The organism is Acerihabitans arboris (assembly GCF_010131535.1).
In the GTDB taxonomy this organism is placed as follows: Bacteria; Pseudomonadota; Gammaproteobacteria; order Enterobacterales; family Enterobacteriaceae; genus Acerihabitans; species Acerihabitans arboris.
In genome coordinates this window covers 331,732-351,965 of sequence record NZ_WUBS01000004.1, presented here as the reverse complement: position 1 = coordinate 351,965, position 20,234 = coordinate 331,732, and the positions used below count along the sequence as shown (strand labels likewise).

General features: G+C 54.7%; 18 protein-coding genes. 14 read left to right on the top strand and 4 right to left on the bottom strand.

Annotated features, from left to right (window positions below; all coding sequences use genetic code 11):
• Positions 1 to 90: 90 nt before the first annotated feature.
• The 3 genes from GRH90_RS07755 to yodD all read right to left on the bottom strand — a co-directional run bounded on the left by GRH90_RS07755 (position 91) and on the right by yodD (position 2,950).
• Positions 91 to 1,311, bottom strand: coding sequence for a glycosyltransferase family protein (locus GRH90_RS07755; protein WP_162365362.1), 1,221 nt, complete (start codon positions 1,309 to 1,311; stop codon positions 91 to 93).
• 71 nt (positions 1,312 to 1,382) lie between these two features.
• Positions 1,383 to 2,177, bottom strand: a complete 795-nt coding sequence (locus tag GRH90_RS07750) for a mannosyl-3-phosphoglycerate phosphatase-related protein (RefSeq protein WP_162365361.1) — start codon at positions 2,175 to 2,177, stop codon at positions 1,383 to 1,385.
• Between the two features lie 539 nt (positions 2,178 to 2,716).
• Complete coding sequence (yodD, locus tag GRH90_RS07745) at positions 2,717 to 2,950, bottom strand: YodD family peroxide/acid resistance protein (RefSeq protein ID WP_162365360.1); 234 nt, start codon at positions 2,948 to 2,950, stop codon at positions 2,717 to 2,719.
• Positions 2,951 to 3,137: 187 nt separating this feature from the next.
• Between yodD and dsrB the strand changes: the two genes are divergently transcribed.
• The gene (gene dsrB / locus GRH90_RS07740) at positions 3,138 to 3,335 is read left to right on the top strand and encodes a protein DsrB (RefSeq protein WP_162365359.1); all 198 of its coding nucleotides are present in this window, start codon (positions 3,138 to 3,140) and stop codon (positions 3,333 to 3,335) included.
• A gap of 90 nt (positions 3,336 to 3,425) precedes the next feature.
• Here dsrB and rcsA read toward each other — a convergent pair whose 3' ends face one another.
• The gene (rcsA, locus tag GRH90_RS07735) at positions 3,426 to 4,058 is read right to left on the bottom strand and encodes a transcriptional regulator RcsA (RefSeq protein WP_162365358.1); all 633 of its coding nucleotides are present in this window, start codon (positions 4,056 to 4,058) and stop codon (positions 3,426 to 3,428) included.
• A gap of 999 nt (positions 4,059 to 5,057) precedes the next feature.
• Between rcsA and otsB the strand changes: the two genes are divergently transcribed.
• The 13 genes from otsB to cheY all read left to right on the top strand — a co-directional run bounded on the left by otsB (position 5,058) and on the right by cheY (position 20,225).
• A complete protein-coding gene (gene otsB, locus GRH90_RS07730; protein WP_162365357.1) occupies positions 5,058 to 5,846 on the top strand; it encodes a trehalose-phosphatase in 789 nt (262 codons plus the stop codon).
• Positions 5,843 to 7,231, top strand: a complete 1,389-nt coding sequence (gene otsA / locus GRH90_RS07725) for an alpha,alpha-trehalose-phosphate synthase (protein ID WP_162365356.1) — start codon at positions 5,843 to 5,845, stop codon at positions 7,229 to 7,231. The genes otsB and otsA overlap by 4 nt, the downstream gene beginning before the upstream one ends.
• Positions 7,232 to 8,468: 1,237 nt before the next feature.
• Positions 8,469 to 8,819, top strand: a complete 351-nt coding sequence (gene flhD, locus GRH90_RS07720; protein ID WP_162365355.1) for a flagellar transcriptional regulator FlhD — start codon at positions 8,469 to 8,471, stop codon at positions 8,817 to 8,819.
• Positions 8,820 to 8,821: 2 nt separating this feature from the next.
• Positions 8,822 to 9,403, top strand: a complete 582-nt coding sequence (gene flhC / locus GRH90_RS07715; RefSeq protein WP_162365354.1) for a flagellar transcriptional regulator FlhC — start codon at positions 8,822 to 8,824, stop codon at positions 9,401 to 9,403.
• 125 nt (positions 9,404 to 9,528) lie between these two features.
• Positions 9,529 to 10,416 (top strand): flagellar motor stator protein MotA, encoded by an 888-nt coding sequence (gene motA, locus GRH90_RS07710; RefSeq protein ID WP_162365353.1) that lies wholly within the window; start codon positions 9,529 to 9,531, stop codon positions 10,414 to 10,416.
• Positions 10,413 to 11,543 carry a flagellar motor protein MotB gene (gene motB, locus GRH90_RS07705; RefSeq protein WP_162365352.1) on the top strand — a complete coding sequence of 377 codons (1,131 nt, stop codon included), beginning with the start codon at positions 10,413 to 10,415 and terminating at the stop codon, positions 11,541 to 11,543. The genes motA and motB overlap by 4 nt, the downstream gene beginning before the upstream one ends.
• 10 nt (positions 11,544 to 11,553) lie before the next feature.
• Positions 11,554 to 13,602, top strand: coding sequence for a chemotaxis protein CheA (cheA, locus tag GRH90_RS07700; RefSeq protein WP_162365399.1), 2,049 nt, complete (start codon positions 11,554 to 11,556; stop codon positions 13,600 to 13,602).
• A 38-nt stretch (positions 13,603 to 13,640) separates the two neighbouring features.
• The gene (gene cheW, locus GRH90_RS07695; protein WP_162365351.1) at positions 13,641 to 14,138 is read left to right on the top strand and encodes a chemotaxis protein CheW; all 498 of its coding nucleotides are present in this window, start codon (positions 13,641 to 13,643) and stop codon (positions 14,136 to 14,138) included.
• 371 nt (positions 14,139 to 14,509) lie between these two features.
• The gene (locus GRH90_RS07690) at positions 14,510 to 16,195 is read left to right on the top strand and encodes a methyl-accepting chemotaxis protein (RefSeq protein WP_162365350.1); all 1,686 of its coding nucleotides are present in this window, start codon (positions 14,510 to 14,512) and stop codon (positions 16,193 to 16,195) included.
• A gap of 42 nt (positions 16,196 to 16,237) precedes the next feature.
• Positions 16,238 to 17,857, top strand: a complete 1,620-nt coding sequence (locus GRH90_RS07685) for a methyl-accepting chemotaxis protein (RefSeq protein WP_162365349.1) — start codon at positions 16,238 to 16,240, stop codon at positions 17,855 to 17,857.
• Between the two features lie 34 nt (positions 17,858 to 17,891).
• Positions 17,892 to 18,752 (top strand): protein-glutamate O-methyltransferase CheR, encoded by an 861-nt coding sequence (gene cheR, locus GRH90_RS07680; protein ID WP_376766064.1) that lies wholly within the window; start codon positions 17,892 to 17,894, stop codon positions 18,750 to 18,752.
• Positions 18,749 to 19,795, top strand: coding sequence for a protein-glutamate methylesterase/protein-glutamine glutaminase (locus GRH90_RS07675; RefSeq protein WP_162365347.1), 1,047 nt, complete (start codon positions 18,749 to 18,751; stop codon positions 19,793 to 19,795). Before cheR ends, GRH90_RS07675 begins: the two co-directional genes overlap by 4 nt.
• Positions 19,796 to 19,835: 40 nt before the next feature.
• Complete coding sequence (gene cheY / locus GRH90_RS07670) at positions 19,836 to 20,225, top strand: chemotaxis response regulator CheY (protein WP_162365346.1); 390 nt, start codon at positions 19,836 to 19,838, stop codon at positions 20,223 to 20,225.
• Positions 20,226 to 20,234 lie beyond the last annotated feature (9 nt).

Sequence of the window (20,234 nt, the reverse complement as noted above, 5' to 3'; positions counted from 1 at the left end):
TATAACGGCTGATTTCTCATGGCACAAGCATGAAGTGGGCAAAATACGCTCAATCTTGCCCGCTTTACGCCTATTTGTTACCAACCGGGACTATACATCCCCGTTATTATCTTCTTCCACCGCGTCGTAGATACGCTGCATAATATCGGGAAAAGCAGATTGTACCCGGCTCCAGCTCGGTATAAAGGGTTTATCGTTCGGGCGTTCGATAAAGGCCTGTCCGGCATCCAGAATACATTGCATAAAAAGTTCCACCGCCGCTTCCTCGCTGTGCTGGTCGAACTTCAGCCCGTTCATGATGGCATCGTGATGATAGAACTCAAGGATATCGAGCGCGTTACGATAATATGTCGCTTTTAATACCCTGAATGAGTCGCTGGTTAAACTGACCCCCATGGTGGCTAATTTTCTGTACAGGGACTGGATAATATCATTACTCATGCGCTTGAGACCGCCCGAACCGTCCTCCTCCGCCAGGGGCTGATGCTTATGGTCATAATTATCGGCGATTTCAACCTGGCAAATATGATTTGGCGAATAGTTACGGTAAATCTCCGACAGTAAGCCGATTTCCAGGCCCCAATCGCCCGGGATCTTCATGTCATGCATGACCCTGGTGCGCATGGCGAATTCACCGGACAGGGGATAGCGGAAGCTGTTGAGATAATCCAGGTACGGGGACTGCCCGTAAACATTTTCCAGCGAACGCAATAACGGCCCTACCAATAACCGCACCACGCGTCCGTTCATTTTGCCATTGGCCACCCGGGCATAAAAGCCTTTACAGAATTCGTAGCTGAATTTGGGATGGACGACGGGATATAACAGTCGTGCCAGCATGCCGCGCTCATAGGTCACTATATCGCAATCATGGAGCGCCACCGCCAGGGTCCGGTCGGACGCCAGGGTATAACCGGTGCAGAACCAGACGTTGCGTCCTTTCCCCGGCTCGGTTGGCGAGAGGCCCTCTTTTTCCAGTTCGGCGTCAATGGCTTTTAACCGCGGCCCGTCATTCCATAAAATACGGTGATGCTGCGGCAGCCGGGAAAAAAAATCACGGGCATAAAGAAACTGATCGCGGTCGGCGCGATCGAGTCCGATGACAATCTCCTCCAGGTAGGGCACTTTGGCAATTTCGTCGACTATATGGGCCAATGCCGGTCCTTCAAGTTCGGAAAACAACGACGGCAGGATTAAACCCATTTTGCGTTTTTTTGAAAATCCCACCAGTTCTGCTTCGAGCTCATCGACTTTACGATCGGACAGATTGTGAAAATTGGCGATAATTCCATTTTGATGAAAATCACTCATACGTAAACTCCCCAAGCAATGACATGTCGAACCTATCTCGATAGGCTCTTAAAATAGTTATCCGACGCTGATTAGGCCGAGGTAATAAAATGGTCCATCCCTTCGCTCCAGCCTTCTGGTCCATAGGCCTTGGTGCGATAGACATAACGCTGTTGTGGGCTGACGTTCACCGGTGTTTTGCTGTAGCCCCGAATGATGACCGCATAATCCACTGCTTCAAGCAGCGAAATATCGTTTGGCCCGTCTCCCAAGCCTATTGACTGCCATTGCCGCCCGTCCCGGCGGCGATAGTGCGCCAATAGCTGGCGTACTGCGGCGCCTTTACTGCTACCGGCGGACATTACATGGTAAAACCGGCCGCCCTGGGTCACGGCCAGGGCGGCCGCGGCCAGGCAGTCGGCAAATTCGCGCAGGCGCTCGTCGCTTTCACGCCAGATAAAGGCTTCAGAGGCCTCCCGGCGCTGCGCCAGCAGCGCATCCTGGGCGGCAAGGCCGGTCCATTCCCCGACCAGCTTCTCATCCACATCGCCGAAACCGAAGAATTTAAACCCTTTCTCTTCGCGCAGCCGCAGCATCGCGGCGCGGATGGCGGCATAATCCTTACCCATGATTTTACCGGGCGACTCGCCGTCGAGCTGCAACAACGCCCCGTTTTCGGCGATAAAGGATGCGCCCGGAAAACCGAGGCTATTTTGCAGCGGCACAATCTCGGCGGCGGTCTTGCTGGAGCAAAACACCACCGGAATATTATTGGCCTTGAGTTTTTCGAGCCAGGGCACGGCCGGCTGCCAGCTGTAAGTATGGTGGTCAAGCAACGAACCGTCCAAATCGGTAATTACCACTAATGGGTCTTCGAGGCTCGGCATTTTTTTCCCCGCCTTTTTATGACAGCCGCGACAGAGGGCTGATGTCGTCTCATAAAAATGAGTATATACGATGCCATGCCGGACAAGAGGCAAAAATCTCGGGCCGAGGCGTAAAATACCAATCCACCTTAGTTGATATGCAGTATTTTTTCTTATGTTTGTTAAGAAAATTCTTAAAATAATCTCCATGCTTAACAGCAATTATCAATTCATTTAACGGTGCCGTGATAACTGAAAGTATTTATAACAATATGATAAATAATATTTTATTTTAGATTTTACGCTTTTCATGTCAGCAGCGAAAGTATCGGTTTGACCATTTTCACCACAACTGTATATAGAAGAATTGGTAATGTTACTTGCCAAATTGAGCGGCGCCGCTAGTATGTGCAGGTAATTTGATTTCCTAGTGTAACGAACTTTAGAATTCCTTCCGCGTCCCCGCGGAGTGGATATGCTATTTATTCCCCGGCTCTCTAGGCCGGGGTTTTTTATTTAACGGCATGGCCTAAAGGTTAAGTTGTGCAAAAAATACCCGATCAACGATTCACTTCCCCTACGGTATAATCGCGGATATCTAATTGATACGCCGCCGCCAGCTCGCCATAGGTAGTAAATTCCCGCCCGCCGACCGTCACCATATGAGCATGTTCGTTGCTTTGATGTTCATGAACTTCCCGATCTGCCGCTCCCCTGACCGCGATTAACAACGCATCTACGTCGATACTGATTTCACGCTTGAGTTGCTGGTTATATTCTTTAGCAAAGGCCATAATTTTTCCCCTTTGTGAGGTTTTGCAAATGCGCCGCCGTTAAGTATAGCTTTTAGTGCGAATGTCGGCGCACTACGCCCCTGGTCCGGCCGGCCGGCGGATAAAATTTCCCGGGCTGCCGGGGAACGGCTGACTTGGAGGGCGGTTTTGTACTAAACTAGCCACCGGACACATTCAGAGGTAAGTCATGAAATTACACGATCGGGTGACGGTGAAGACCGATGGCGGGCCACGGCGTAAAGGTACCGTACAGGCTATAGAAGAATTCAGCGAAGGGGTCATGTACCTGGTGGCATTGGACGATTATCCCACCGCAATCTGGTTTTTCAATGAGACCAGTCACCCTGACGGGATTTTTGTGGAACCTTTGGTGGCTGCGCGTTAAGCCAGCGCTAAAAAACGGTATCAGGCGGCGCCCTGATACCGAAAAACGCCCGCCCGCCAAAAAGCGTTAAGGCGGTTTATTGCGGTGCCATCAGCGCGCGTTAACGTATATACCGCTGGTAACGGTATCCGTCAGCCGCACGACATGATAAATCACCTGTTTATTATGAGTCTTGATTTTTCGTTTGATATTGCCTTTATGCGACGAGACCGTTTTGGCCTTGATCCGCATGCTGTCTGAAATCTGGATCGTGTCATGGCCGGACATCCACATGCGCAGCATATTGGATTCGGTTTGACTTAAACGTACCGGGTTGAGATCGAGCGGCGACTTATGGGCGTCATCCAGGCATTTGTGCTTGTTGCAGCCTGTCAGCAGTGAATTCAGAGTCTCGGGCTTGATCGATTTTGAGGTGATAATCAGATTCTTGCGGACAAACAGATAGTCTTCAAAATGGATATTGGTCATAGCCATAAAAATAAAGAACAACGTATCGGGATGCTGGGTGATTACCCGTTTTATTCTTTCAGTAGCATCCGGTTCATGGATAAAACACTCTTCATTAACAAAAACCACATCAGGCTTGACCCGCGAACATTTACTCTGCAATTGACCGATGTCAGCGACAATGTTGATATTACGCTTTTTTACTCCGGTGTCCGTTAAAAAACCCGTTAGACCAAGTCGGGTATAGCTGCATGAATCCATGATGATCGTTGGCATAGCGCGCACCCTCATTTAAATTTGGTTATCTGTTTTTATCAACGATAAAATGCTTTTTATTGGCCTGGTGATTTCATAAAGCTTCACAGTTACCTAATCTTTTAACAACAATTCACAATCAAGTTCAACGACAATTTTTTGGGAGCGGCCTCCCAAAACTGAATCGATAAATTTGACTTAAGTCTAGCGATGTCACGTTTAAGGCAGGTGCTCAATTCGCTGGGCACCGCGCATAGGGTTGACGCACTAATTTGCCAAGCGGCAGGCGCTTTCGATTAAAGGCAAGAGGTTTGTTGACCAAATCATATTACAAACAGAACAGAATAAACATAAGAAAAATTCATGATTAATCATGTGTGATTTTTTCTGCAAACCGTTTAGGCCGTTGGCGTTGCGTTTGTTCACCTGATGTTTATTTTTAATATGATTATCAATATATTAGGATGCCATGTGCATAAAAGTTGACTGATTATCATTTACGTCTGTGTGCTTTTTGGTCGAAATGGGTGCTTTTTAACCTTATCTGTGTACGAAGATTTAACTTTATATACAATTTTATACTTTTACTGTCTGTTTTTACTCCGTTTGTTGCAGGGCATGCGGTACCATAGAATGGAACTTATCGATAATGTTGAAGTATTTGCCGGGTGCTTTCCAGCGTTAACGGCGTTTTTCGCCATTTATGACAGATGAAAAATTATTGTCTATACTAACTAAAGTGTTCACTGCCGCCCGAAGGACAGGTGGGACAGAAAGTGCGCCAGGCAGGCCGGCCCATTCCCGCTGGGTGCATTAATCTTGCGCCTTATGTTCCGCGATAAGTCAGCGCAGTTTCAAGGAGAATGACGATTACTAAAATCCACTTCATTATCTCTCACTCCTTTGTTACCCGCTTACCACATGTCATTTCAGGGCTGCGCTAATGCGCTGTAGCGCACCACTTATCCAGCGATGCGCCCGTAATACCGACGCCCGCGGTTATAAATGAGGATAACAGGTATGACTGACAGTGATTCGCTACCCCCGATACCCCTGGACACCTTTGCCTGTTTTTTCGATCTGGACGGTACCCTGGCCCCCATCGAAAAACGACCCGAAATGGTGTCCATTCCCGATAATATTAAACAGGCTTTAGGCACCCTATTTAACGCCACCGGGGGAGCACTGGCCTTGGTCTCCGGCCGCGCCTTAATGGAGCTCGACGCTCTCAGCGCTCCGCTCCTCGGCCCCGCCGCGGGCGTACATGGGGCCGAACGCCGGGATGCGCAGGGAAATATTCACCGCACCGAATTATCGCCGCCGCTCGCACAAAAGCTGGAGCGGGAACTTACGGCGGCCATCGCCGGATTTCCGGGTTGCCATATTGAGGCGAAAGGCATGGCCTACGCCCTGCATTATCGCCAGGCGCCGCAGTATCAACATGATATCCTGGCGGTGGCTGAAGCTTTCGTCGATCGCTATGCCGAGCTTACGCTGCAGCCGGGAAAATGCGTCGTGGATCTTAAACCGAAGGGCGTCGACAAGGGCGCCGCCATCAAGGCTTTTATGCGGGAAGTCCCTTTTGCCGGCAGGACGCCGCTGTTTATCGGCGACGATCTGACGGATGAGGCCGGGTTTATCCAGGTCAACGCCCTGAACGGCATATCCATTAAGGTCGGGCCGGGTGACACCGCGGCACGTTATCATCTGGACGATGTGGGGCACGTCCATCTTTGGCTATTGTCACTGGTTGAACAACTAGATAATTATTCTATTAAAACCAAAAGTTCGGTTGGGGAGGATTTATGAGTCGCTTAATAGTAGTGTCGAACCGTATTGCGGCTATGGAAGGTAAAAAGGAAAGCGCGGGCGGCCTGGCCGTCGGTATTATGGATTCACTGAAGGACGCGGGCGGCATGTGGTTCGGCTGGAACGGGAAAATCAGCGAAGACGAGCTCCCTTTGGAAAAGAACCAGCAGGACAACATTACGTTCGCCGCCTTTAGCTTAAAACAAAGTGAATATGACCAGTATTATCTCAATTTTTCCAATACCGTCATCTGGCCGGCGTTTCACTATCGCCTGGATCTGGTGCAATACCAGCGTGAGGATTACGACGGGTATTGCCAGGTAAATGAAAAGCTGGCCGGCCGGCTGCAGCCGCTAGTGCAAGACGATGATATCCTGTGGATCCACGATTATCATTTATTACCTTTTGCCGCTGCGTGCCGCAAACTGGGTATGACCAACCGCATTGGTTTTTTCCTGCACATACCTTTCCCGACGTCGGAAATATTTAATGCCCTGCCGCCGCGCAAAGAACTGCTGGAAATGTTGTGCGAGTACGATTTGATCGGCTTCCAGGCGGAAACCGACCGTTTGGCATTTATTGAAAACCTGTCGCTGGTCACCGATGTGGAACAGCTGGATGAAGATCGTTTTGCCGCCTATGGCAAATCGGTCACGGTTCGCGTCTATCCCATCGGCGTGGAGCCGGACAGTATTCGTGAGCTGGCCGAAGGCGCGTTGCCGCCCAAGCTTGCGCATCTGCGCGATAAGCTCAACGGCCAGTTGATTATCAGCGTTGACCGCCTGGATTATTCGAAAGGGCTGCCGGAGCGATTCCAGGCGTTTGAAACCTTGTTGGAAAATTATCCGCAACACCGCGGCAATATCCGCTTTTTCCAAATTGCGCCGACCTCCCGCGGCGACGTGCAGGCCTATCAGGATATCCGCCACGAACTGGAGACGGAAGCGGGCAGGATTAACGGTCATTTCTCAACGCTGGAGTGGACGCCGCTGTTCTACCTCAACCAGCATTATGAGCGCAGCCTGCTGATGAAAATTTTCCGCCATTGCGAAGTCGGCCTGGTGACGCCGTTGCGTGACGGTATGAACCTGGTGGCGAAAGAGTATGTCGCCTCCCAGGATCCCGCCAATCCGGGGGTACTGATCCTTTCGCGTTTTGCCGGCGCCGCCAACGAGCTGACCACCGCGCTGCTGGTGAATCCCTATGACCGGGACGGCGTAGCCGCGGCCCTGGACAAGGCCCTCAGCATGCCGCTGGAAGAGCGGATTTCGCGCCATGCGGAAATGATGAAGGTGATTACCAAAAATGACATAGTGCACTGGCGTCAATCGTTCCTTAATGATTTGAAGGCCGTGCCCGCCATCGCGGCGACAAACGACGCCTAGCGGTCAAAACAGGCTCCCCTGCCCACCCGACAGGATAAGCAGGGGAGAGGGCATGCGGCACGCTCTATATCGTCAGGCGCCGCCGCCCTGGTGGTTTCACGGCCTCATCCTTCCCACCATCACGTCATCGTTGTGCCGATTTGATGGCGACGGTGACGATGTTGCTTCGCCTTAAAGCCACGTGGTTCATCACGCCCGCCGGATCGCCAGGAGGTTCGGCGCGCCCACGGCGTATTACCCATGAGGTACATATAAATCCTTTCCCGCCGCGCATATATAGGTTCGCGCCCCGCGCTGGGGTACCCAGGGTGTGCCGACCTATTCCTTTTGATATTTCTGCGCGTTTCCGTCGCTATAATTTGGATGGTATAAAAAACGATCTAAAATAAAGACTTAATGCAATTTTTGCCAAAATTTTGATCAGTTTTAACTCAAGTTTTGAATAAGTATGCCGATGATAATCACACGCGCCTATTTTAGTTGTGGGAGTGCGCTTGTCATTTAAACAGCTACATAAACATTTACTTTTCATTTCTTCATACTGACCCTATCCTCCCATTGTTAACCGACAGCGTCTGAATTGTACATTTTATGTACAAAAAATGGCCGCAAATCACGTAAGCACCATTAGAGATGTTTCAATAATGTTATTGATGTATCCACGCCATGAATTCCGAAAAAACAGCATTTATGCTGATGAATTCTTTTTTGGGAGATATTTTAGGGCGCGAATTTGAGATATCGAATGGTATTCTGTTATTTTGAGGAAAGTTAGTGGATTCCCCTGATTCAATGGCCTGAAATGTAAAAAAAAAGTAGCTATTATTTTTTTAGCTCATTTTTTGAACACTGAACATGTCAGACCAGTAGCAATTCTGATCAAGTAAGCTAAATTTCTGTGATCTAGATCACACTTTATCTAAAATTTGGCAGGGGGTAGATTGTATGAACGACGGAATCAGCGTTAGAGTTGCGGCGCAATTAGGAATAATCTCACTAATTTGTAAAAATGTTTCATGGAAGAAACCCTAATGAGTTAGGTCAGTTTTGGGCAAATTTTACACCTAAAATATTTAACGGTACGGCTTGTATAAATAGCCGCTTCGGTTACCGGACAATATAAGTATGTACGGTATCGTCGATTTTCATTAGCCACCCAGGGGAAAGATCCCCGGATACCGGGCGATATTTTATCACCCAAGTTATGTTTTTAAACATAGTCTAGAGGGATGGGAAAATGAATACGAATGAAATACGCAAACATGTTTACGATATAAATTTATCCTATTTATTATTGGCGCAGCGTCTGATAAATCAAGAAAAGGCGTCGGCAATGTTTCGGCTGGGAATTAACGCCACCATGGCCGATGTATTAATGACGTTGACATTGCCGCAAATGGTAAAATTAGCTGAAACGAATCAGCTGCTGTGTCTGTTTCGCTTTGACGATTACCAGACCATTACGCAATTAACGCAGGACTCCCGTGTGGATGAATTACAACAAATACATACCGGCATATTGTTATCCAGCCAACTGCAAGAACGGCTAGCGGCAAAAGACAGCCATTTGCCAAAGAAAAGGGCATAACGATGGTCGGTAAAAGTATTGTCCAGGAAGCCAAGGATATCCAGCTCGCCATGGAACTGATTACGCTGGGCGCCCGGCTGCAAATGCTGGAAAGCGAAACGCAGCTCAGCCGCGGCAGGCTGATCAAATTATACAAAGAGCTGCGGGGAAGTCCGCCGCCCAAGGGCATGCTGCCGTTTTCGACTGATTGGTTCATGACCTGGGAACAGAATATCCACTCGTCGATGTTTTATAATATTTTCCAGGTATTGCTGCAGAACGGGCAGTGCACGGGTGTGGAAGCGGTGATCAGGGCGTACCGTTTGTATCTGGAACAGTGTCCGCAGCAAGAGGGCGAACAACCGATACTGGCGTTAACCCGCGCCTGGACCCTGGTGCGCTTTGTCGAAAGCGGCATGCTGCAATTGACCCCGTGCAGCCATTGCCACGGTCACTTTATCACCTACGCCCATCAGCCTGCCTACGGATTTGTCTGCAGTTTGTGCCAGCCCCCGTCCCGGGCGGTAAAAAGACGTAAACTTTTGCCGGTAGCGGCCGATATTAATCCCAAGCTGCTGGATGAGCAGGCGCAGCACGCGGTATGAAGGGTAATCCTGATGGATGACGATCACCATGGCGATATCCAGGCATAACCTTGCCACGGCGATCGTCGTTCGGTTTCCCGGATGTACCGCGCGCCGGCCGACATCTTTTTACCGGGAGAACGGATGTGTTAGTGATAGTGGGATACCTTGTGGTCATAGGCGCCGTATTTGGCGGTTATATCTTAGTCGGCGGCCATTTGGGCGCGTTGTACCAACCTTCCGAATTTCTTATCATTGCGGGCGCGGGCGTCGGCGCTTTTATTGTCGGTAATAACGCCAAAGCGATTAAATCGACAATGAAGTCCTTCCCGCTGTTATTCCGCGGCTCCAAATATAACAAATCCCTATATATGGACCTGATGGCATTGCTATTTCGTTTGATGGCCAAGGCGCGCCAGCACGGAATGCTGGTACTGGAGTTTGATATCGATACGCCCAATGAGAGCGAAATATTTAAACTCTACCCGCGTATTCTGGCTGATAAACAACTTGTGGATTTCATCACTGATTATTTGCGCCTGATGATTGGCGGCAATATGAACGCGTTTGAAATTGAATCGCTGATGGATGAGGAAATCGAAACTTATGAGCACGAATGCGAAATACCGGCCGCCAGTCTCGGGCAGGTAGGGGATTCGCTGCCGGCGTTTGGTATTGTCGCCGCGGTCATGGGGGTGGTGCACGCGCTCGCTTCGGCGGATCGGTCGGCGGTGGAGCTTGGCGCGCTGATAGCCCAGGCGATGGTGGGCACTTTTTTAGGCATCCTGCTGGCCTATGGTTTTATCTCGCCGTTGGCCTCGCTGCTGCGACAAAAGAAAGACGAAACCACCAAGATGATGCAATGCATCAAGATCACCCTGCTCTCCAGTATTCACGGCTATGCGCCGCAGATAGCGGTGGAGTTCGGGCGTAAGACGCTGTTTTCCGCCGAGCGGCCATCGTTCAGCGAGCTGGAGGCCCATGTCAGGCTCGCCAGGGAACCGGTTAAGCAGCCGGTGGAAGAGGATGCATGAAAAACCAGCCAATAGTGGTGGTGCGCAAGCGGCGCTCGCCCAAACGCCATGCCGAGCACGGCGGCGCCTGGAAGATAGCCTATGCGGATTTCATGACCGCGATGATGGCGTTCTTTTTGGTGATGTGGCTGCTATCCATCGCCAGTCCTCAGGAATTGACCACCATTGCTGAATATTTCCGTACCCCGCTGAACGTAGCGTTGACCGGGGGCGATCGCAGCAGCTCGGCCACCAGCCCGATACCGGGCGGCGGCGAGGATCCGACGCGCCAGCAGGGCGATGTGCATAAGAGCATTAACGACCTGATGGATAAGCTGGAAAAGAAACGGCTCAATAAACTGCGCGAGCGCCTGGACCAACTGATTGAATCCGATCCGCGCCTGCGGGTGCTGCGGCCGCAGTTGTTGATCAACCTGGTGGAGGAGGGACTGCGCATCCAGATCCTCGATAGCCAGAACCGGCCGATGTTCGAAACCGGCAGCGCGCGGGTAGAGCCCTATATGCGGGATGTGCTGCGCGGGATTGCGCCGATCCTTAATGACATTCCTAATAAAATCAGTATTTCCGGCCATACCGACGCCATTCCTTATGCGAGCGGCGAACGCGGCTATAGCAACTGGGAGCTATCGGCGGATCGCGCTAACGCCTCCCGGCGCGAGCTGATAACCGGCGGACTGGCTGAAGGCAAAATCCTGCGGGTGGTGGGCATGGCCGCCACCATGAGCCTGGCGCCGCAGCAGCCCGACGCGGCGATTAACCGGCGCATCAGCCTGCTGGTGTTGAATAAACAAACGGAACTCAGTATCGAGCATGAAAACGTGCAGAGCCAGGGAGTGGAGATCAACAACCCGAAAGGATTAACGCAACAGCCGTCGTTCAAGGCCGCCACCGACGCGGCGGCGGAAAGCGCGGCACCGGCGTCAGCGGCCGTTGCTGCAGCGGCGCCCGTTTCGACCGCATCGCCGGCGGGAAGCAACAAAACAGTTCCGGATACGGCGCCGGCAAACTCCACGGCGCCGGCAGCGGCGCCATCAGGAACTGCGGTACCGGCGCCGGCAACGTCGCCATCCGGGGCTTCGGCTCCGGCCGCCTCGCCGTTTAACGAACGTGATTCACAGCAGAGGTGATTTCGTGAGCATGGAATTGAGCGCTTTTTACCAAACATTTTTTGATGAGGCCGCCGAACTGCTAGCGGATATGGAACAGCATCTGCTGGTCCTGGATCCGCAAAGTCCGGATAGCGAACAGCTTAACGCGATTTTTCGCGCCGCCCATTCCATCAAGGGCGGGGCAGGTACCTTCGGATTTACGGTATTGCAGGAAACCACCCACTTGCTGGAAAACCTGCTGGACGAGGCGCGGCGGGGTGAGATGTCCCTCAGCACGGCGATTGTTAACCTGTTTTTGGAAACCAAAGATATCATGCAGGATCAATTAGACGCCTATAAAACGGCTCAGGAACCGGATGCGGCAAGCTTTGCTTATATCTGCGAGGCGTTGCGTCAGCTGGCGCTGGAAGCCAAAGGCGGCGTTGCGCCCGACGCCGCCGGCCATCCGGCGCCGCAGGCCGGCGACAGCCTTTCCCCGGCAAAGTCCGCTAAACTGGCCGCGACGGACGCGGCGCTCAGCATACGGCTAAGCGGCCTTAAGCCCGGTGAAATACCCTTGATGCTTGAGGAACTGGGCAATCTCGGCACGGTGCTTGAACATCATGAATCGTCTGACGGCCTGAGCGCCAGCCTGCAGACCACGGTGAGCGAGGATGATATCTGCGCGGTGCTGTGCTTTGTGCTGGATGCCGACCAGATTCATTTTGATGCCGCGCCGGTTGCTGATACGGTGGCCGCCGCCCCTGCGCCGGGCGGGGATGCCGCCGCCAGCGTCGCTGCGACCGCGGCCGCAAACCTGGCGCCCGCCAACGATACCCTAGCCGATAATGTTACGCCGATCAACGCCGCGCCGGCCAGGCAGGCCGAGGTCGGCACGGCGCGTGTAAAACCCGCCGATACCAGCATCCGGGTGGCGGTGGAAAAAGTGGACCAACTGATCAACCTGGTCGGCGAACTGGTGATTACGCAATCCATGATCGCCCAGCGGTCCGGCGCCCTGGACCCGGTCGAGCACAGCGATTTGCTGATCAGCATGGGACAATTGGAGCGCAACGCCCGCGACCTGCAGGAATCGGTGATGTCGATTCGCATGATGCCGATGGAGTATGTGTTTAACCGCTTCCCCCGGCTGGTGCGCGATCTGGCCGCCAGGCTGGACAAGCAGGTGCAGTTGACCCTGGAGGGCAGCTCCACCGAACTGGACAAGAGCCTGATTGAACGCATCATCGACCCGTTGACCCATTTGGTGCGCAACAGTCTTGATCACGGCATCGAGTCGCCGGACATCCGTATCGCGCTGGGCAAGCCCGCCGTCGGCAACCTGCAGCTGCGCGCCGAGCATCAGGGCGGCAACATTTGTATCGAGGTGAGCGATGACGGCGCCGGGCTGAACCGCGAAAGGATCCTGGCGAAAGCGTTGTCCCAGGGCCTGCCGGTTAACGACAGCATGACCGACGAAGAGGTGGGCATGCTGATCTTCGCGCCGGGATTCTCTACCGCCGAACAGGTGACCGATGTCTCGGGACGCGGGGTGGGTATGGATGTGGTGAAACGCAACATCCAGGCGATGGGCGGCCATGTGGATATTCTATCCCAGGCCGGCAAGGGCACCACCATCCGGATCCTGCTGCCCCTGACGTTGGCGATCCTTGACGGTATGTCGGTGCGGGTAAACCAGGATGTCTTTATCCTGCCGTTGAACACCGTTATGGAGTCGCTGCAGCCGCAGGCGGACGATTTGCATCCGCTTGCCGGCGGCGAGCAGGTATTGCAGGTGCGCGGCGAGTACCTGCCGCTGGTGGAACTGCACCATTTGTTTGATGTGAGCGGCGCCAAGACCGACCCTACCCAGGGCATCGTGGTGATATTGCAGAGCGCCGGGCGGCGTTATGCCCTGTTGGTGGATCAGCTTATCGGCCAGCATCAGGTGGTGGTCAAAAACCTGGAAAGCAACTACCGCAAAGTGCCGGGGATTTCGGCCGCCACTATTCTTGGCGATGGCAGCGTGGCGCTGATCATCGATGTGTCCGCACTACAGGCCCTGAACCGTGTTAAACGGTTGGCCGGTGCTGCTTAATTTATAATATTTAGCCGATTGAATAAAAGGTGAAAACCATGGCAGGACTTGCAAGTGTCACCGCGCTGAACGGAGAAACCGTCGGTCAGGAGTTTCTGATCTTTACGCTGGGCGATGAAGAATATGGCATAGATATCCTGAAGGTTCAGGAGATCCGCGGGTATGATCAGGTCACACGCATCGCCAATACGCCGGCCTTTATCAAAGGTGTCACCAATCTGCGCGGCGTGATTGTGCCGATACTGGATTTGCGGATTAAATTTGCGCAGTCGGACGTTATGTACAATGACAATACCGTGGTGATCGTGCTTAACCTGAACCTGCGGGTGGTGGGTATCGTCGTCGACGGCGTATCGGACGTGCTGTCATTGACCGCGGAGCAAATCCGTCCGGCACCGGAGTTCGCCGTGACCCTGGCGACGGAATACCTGACCGGGCTGGGGTCGTTGGGGGAACGGATGCTGATCCTGGTGGATATCGAGCGGTTATTGAATAGCGAAGAGATGGCGCTGGTAGACAGCGCCGCCATGGCCTGACAAGGCCTCATGACCCCATTGGCGCGCGCTCCCTTTGACACGCCTGGTGTAAGTTCGGTGATTGCGGGCCTGCCGCGCCATTGGGCACTCTGGCGGCCAGAAACACCATGGCCGCTTCGACCCAATCGGCGCGCGCTCCCTTTGACGCGTCTGGTGTAAGTTCGGTGATTGCGGGCCTGCCGCGTCGTTGGGTACTCTGGCGGCCAGAAACACCATGGCCGTTTCGACCCCATTGGCGCGCTACCTTACACAGGACTGCTTTGGGTTCAGTGCTATCGGCCGCCGGACGTGGGTTAATTTCTGTATTTACCGATAAAGTTTGCCTGTTTCCTGCCGATAAAACTAGCACCAGTTGTAGTGGGAAAACAGGCATGTTTAACCGAATAAGAGTTGTCACCGGCTTAGTTCTTGTATTGATTATTTTTTGTTTATTACAGCTATCCTCAGGGGGGGTGTTTTATCACTCGCTGAAGCAAGATCAGCACTATTTTGGCGTCTACCAAAATCTTCGCAAACAGCAAACTTCCCTCAGCGCCAGTTGGGTAGCCCTGGTCCAGACCCGCAATACCCTTAACCGGGCGGCGGTGCGTTACCTGATGGACGAAAATAAGATGGGCAGCGGCGCGACGGTGACCGAATTATTATCCGAAGCGTACGGCACCCTGACACGCTCGGAGCAGACCTTCGGCAATTTTATGGCGATGCCGCGCGTGGCGGGACAGGACGAGGCCAACATCCAGGCATTGAAACAGCGCTATGACGCCCTACATGCCGCGTTGGTGGATTTGAATAGCCTGCTGGGCAACGGCAATATCAGTGACTTTTACGCGCAGCCAACCCAGACGCTGCAAAATAATTTCGAGGATTCCTACAGCCGTTACCTGGCCGGCAATATCCGCCTGTATAACGACGCGGTGGATATGAACGAACAGTCCTATACCCAATCCGTGATCGTGCTTGGCGCCGTACTGGCGCTGTTTGTCGTGATCTCCCTGCTGGTGTGGATCGGCATCCGCCGCATCCTGTTGCACCCGTTGCGCTATCTGATCGGCCATATTCGCGGCATCGCCGCGGGCGATCTTACCCAGGCGCTGACCCTGAACAGCCGTAACGAAATGGGGATGCTGGCTGAGAGCCTGCGCGATATGCAGGCATCGCTCACCGGCACCGTCCATACCGTGCGCCAAAGCGCCGACTCGATATACAGCGGCGCCAGCGACATCGCCGCCGGCAATACCGATCTGTCCTCGCGCACCGAGCAGCAGGCGTCGGCGCTGGAACAGACCGCCGCCAGTATGGAGCAGTTGACGGCGACGGTGAAACAGAACGCCGAAAATGCCCGGCAGGCCAGGCAACTGGCGTTAAGCGCCTCGGAAACCGCCCAAAAGGGCGGCAAGGTAGTGGCCAATGTGGTCACCACCATGCACGAGATTGCCGGCAGTTCACAGAAGATAGCCGATATTACCGGCGTGATTGACGGCATTGCCTTCCAGACCAATATCCTGGCGCTTAACGCGGCGGTAGAGGCGGCGCGGGCCGGCGAACAGGGCCGGGGATTTGCGGTGGTGGCTGGTGAAGTGCGCAGCCTGGCCCAGCGCAGCGCGCAGGCGGCCAAGGAGATCAAGGGGCTGATCGACGACTCGGTTAATCGTGTCGAGGTGGGTTCCACGCTGGTGGAAAGCGCCGGTGAAACCATGTCGGAGATCGTCGACGCGGTGACCCGCGTGACCGATATCATGGGCGAAATTTCATCGGCTTCCGATGAGCAAAGCCACGGCATCGATCAGGTGGGCGAGGCCGTGGCGGAGATGGACCGCACCACGCAGCAAAATGCGGTGCTGGTGCAGCAGTCCGCCCGGGCCGCCGCCGAGCTGGAAACGCAGGCCGGGCTGTTGACCCAGGCCGTGTCGGTGTTCCGGCTGGAGGATCAGGCCGCGCCGGCCATGGCGGCGGAGAGTCAGCCTGCCCCGGCGGCGCGGCGCCCGCAAACGCCGTCGCCCGCGCCGGTAAAAAAAGTCATGGAAAGCACGTCGCAGGAAAATTGGGAAACCTTCTAACTACGCATTATATAAGCCATACATACCGGCATGAGGTTAATGATGTTAACGCGTATACGGATTTCCACCAGCCTGATCATGATTGTCTTGATCTTTGGCCTGATGCAGCTGGTCAGCAGCGGACTCTCGTTTGAAAATTTCAGGCGCAGCAGTGAGAATTTTCACCAGGTGGAGGCTGACAACCTTAAACGGAATTCGCTGAGCATGAGCTGGTCGGAGTTACTGCAAACCCGTAATTCCCTCAACCGGGCGGCGACGCGCTTTGCGTCCTATACCCCGCTCGAGCAGATCCTGCCCATCATGGAAGACGCCAAAAAGAGGCTGGTCCATGGGGAGGCGGTGTTTAAGCAATTCAACGCCTATCCGGTGGATAACGACGCGGAGCAGGCGTTGCGGGCCAAGACCGTCAAAAGCTTTAACGAATTTGACCAGGCGATGCGCGAGGCGATAGCAATGCTGGATAACGGCAACGTCCAGGCCTTTATGAGCCAGCCGACGCAGTCGTTTCAGGATGCGTTCGAGCGGCAATACAACGCCAATATGACCCAGCTTTCCGGGGTGATAGGCGATGCCAGCGAGGCGAATCGCACCTCCTATAGCCGTTCTGGCTGGATGCTGGGGCTAATGAGCGGCATGACCATCCTGCTGACGCTGGTGGCTTTGCTGTGGCTTAAGCGCATGCTGTTGCGCCCGCTGGCGGTGATGAGCGGCCATTTTAACGCCATTGCCGGCGGCGATTTGGGCAATCGCATCGAGGTCAGCGGACGTAACGAAATCAGCCAATTGTTCCATCAGCTTGAGGCCATGCGCGACGAACTGGCGCAAACGGTGCTGACCGTACGCCAGGGAACCGATGCCATGCTCAGCGGCATCCAGGAAATCGCCAGCGGCAATAACGACCTGTCGTCACGTACCGAGCAGCAGGCCGCTTCGCTTGAGGAAACGGCCAGCAGCATGGAGCAGCTCACCTCCACGGTAAAACAGAATGCCGAAAATGCCCGCCAGGCCAGCCAACTGGCCAGCGATGCGTCCAGCACCGCGCAAAAAGGCGGCACCCTGACCGGCAACGTGGTCAAACGCATGGCCGATATCGCCGTGAGCTCGCGCAAAATCAGCGATATCACCAGCGTCATCGACGGCATTGCTTTCCAGACCAATATCCTGGCGCTGAACGCGGCGGTGGAAGCCGCCCGCGCCGGCGAGCAGGGCCGCGGTTTCGCGGTGGTGGCGGGCGAGGTGCGCAGCCTGGCGCAGCGCAGCGCCCAGGCGGCCAAGGAGATCAAGGGACTGATTGACGAGTCGGCGACGCGGGTCCAGCAGGGGTCCGAACTGGTGGCCTCCGCCGGTGAAACCATGGATGAGATCGTACGCTCGGTGGCCCGGGTGACCGATATCATGGGCGAGATTGCCTCGGCGTCGGATGAGCAAAGCCGCGGCATCGAGCAGGTGGCCACGGCCGTTAACCAAATGGACGCGGCGACCCAGCAGAACGCGTCCCTGGTGGAGCAGTCGGCCGCCGCCGCCCATGCGCTGGAATCGCAGGCGGAATCACTAATGCAGGCGGTGCGCGTCTTCCGGTTACAGCAGCATGAGCTGCAGGAAAACCGCGCCGAACCAGCGGCTTCAGACTTTAATACCCGGCAACTCGGGCAAATAACCTAACGCCAAACGCAAGCGCGGCGCAATGAGAAACCCTATGCCGAACCAGGCTGAAATTGCCGCACGATGGTCCAATTGGGCGCAGCAGGTGCCCTTATCAGATGCGCATTTCCAGCGCATCTGCCAATTGATTTACCAACGGGCCGGCCTTGTGCTGGCCAGTCATAAACGGGAGATGGTCTATAACCGCCTGGTCAGACGATTGCGCACGCTGAATATCGCCGACTTCGGGACCTATCTCTCGCGGCTGGAGGCGGATGTCAACGGCCCGGAGTGGGAGGTGTTCATTAATGCGCTGACCACCAACCTGACGGCTTTTTTCCGTGAGCTGCACCATTTTCCCATCCTGGCGCGGCATGCCAAGGAGCGTCCGGGACCGTACAACGTTTGGAGCACCGCGGCCTCCACCGGCGAGGAGCCTTACTCCATCGCCATGACCCTGATGGAGGCCCTGACGGGTTCGCTGACGCAGGTGTCGGTTATCGGCAGCGATATCAATACCCAGGTATTGGATAAAGCCCGCGCCGGGGTGTATCGCCATGAGGAGCTGCGTGGGCTGAGCACCGTGCAGCGCCAGCGGTTTTTCCTGCGCGGCACCGGTCCCCATGAGGGGCTGGCGCGGGTCAGGCCCGAACTTAACGCGATGGTGCGGTTTCAGTACCTGAACCTGCTGTCGTCGGAGTGGGCGGTGCCGGGACCGTTTGACGCGATATTTTGTCGTAACGTCATGATTTATTTTGATAAGGCGACGCAGGAGCGTATTTTGCGCCGCTTTGCGCCGCTGCTGAAGCCCGGCGGGCTGCTGTTTGCCGGCCATTCAGAAAACTTTAGTCAGATTAGCCAGGATTTCAAGCTGCGAGGACAAACGGTCTACCAGCTTACTAAGGAAAGAATATGAGAAAAATCAGAGTGCTTTGCGTAGATGACTCCGCGCTGATGCGCCAGTTAATGACCGAAATCATTAATGGTTTTCCCGATATGGAAGTGGTGGCCACCGCGCCCGATCCGCTGGTGGCGCGCGATCTGATTAAAAAACTCAATCCGGAGGTGTTGACGCTGGATGTGGAAATGCCGCGCATGGACGGGCTGGATTTTCTGGAAAAACTGATGCGCCTGCGGCCGATGCCGGTGGTGATGGTGTCGTCCCTGACCGGCCGGGGGTCGGAAATTACCCTGCGGGCGCTGGAGCTGGGCGCGATTGATTTTGTCACCAAACCCCAGAGCGGCCTGCGCGACGGCATGCTGGCCTACAGCGAATCGATTGCCGAAAAGATCCGCACCGCCTCCCGCGCCAGGCTGCCGCAGCGTGGCCCGGCCGATGCCGCGCCAAAGATTCACGTGCCGTTGCTGAGCAGCGAAAAGCTGATTGCCATCGGCGCGTCCACAGGCGGGACGGAGGCGATTCGTCACGTGCTGGAGCCGCTGCCGGCCAATAGTCCGGCGCTGCTGATCACCCAGCATATGCCGCCGGGCTTCACCCGTTCGTTTGCCGAACGGTTGAACAAGCTCTGCCAGATAACGGTGAAGGAAGCCGAGGACGGCGAGCGGATATTGCCGGGACATGCTTATATCGCCCCCGGCGCCCGGCATATGGAGCTGGCCCGCAGCGGCGCCAACTATCAGATTCGGCTGCATGACGGCGAACCGGTCAATCGGCACCGCCCGTCGGTGGACGTGCTGTTTCATTCGGTGGCGCAGTTTGCCGGGCGCAACGCCGTCGGGGTGATCCTGACCGGTATGGGCAATGACGGCGCCGCCGGCATGCTGGCGATGCGCAACGCCGGCGCCTATACCCTGGCGCAGGATGAGGCCAGCTGCGTGGTGTTCGGCATGCCGCGCGAGGCGATTGCCATGGGCGCCAGTAACGAAACCGTGCCCCTGCACCAGATGAGCCAGCGCATGATGGCGCAAATCAGTACCGGTCAGGCACTACGTATTTAGCGGCCCGCGAGCGGGCTACATGTTAATAACAGGAGTAGGTATGGCGGATAAAGAACTCAGGTTTCTGGTGGTGGACGACTTCGCGACAATGCGTCGCATCGTTCGTAACCTGCTAAAGGAACTTGGCTTTAACAACGTGGACGAAGCCGAGGATGGCGTCGATGCCCTCACCAAGCTGCGCGCCGGCAAGATCGATTTTGTCATTTCCGATTGGAACATGCCGAATATGGACGGCCTGGCCCTGCTGCAGAACATTCGCGCCGATGGGGCCATGGCTTCGCTGCCGGTGCTGATGGTCACCGCGGAAGCCAAGAAAGAAAATATTATCGCCGCCGCCCAGGCGGGCGCCAGCGGTTATGTGGTCAAGCCGTTTACCGCTGCGACGCTGGAAGAAAAGCTCAGTAAGATCTTCGAAAAGCTGGGGATGTAATCAGGAGGG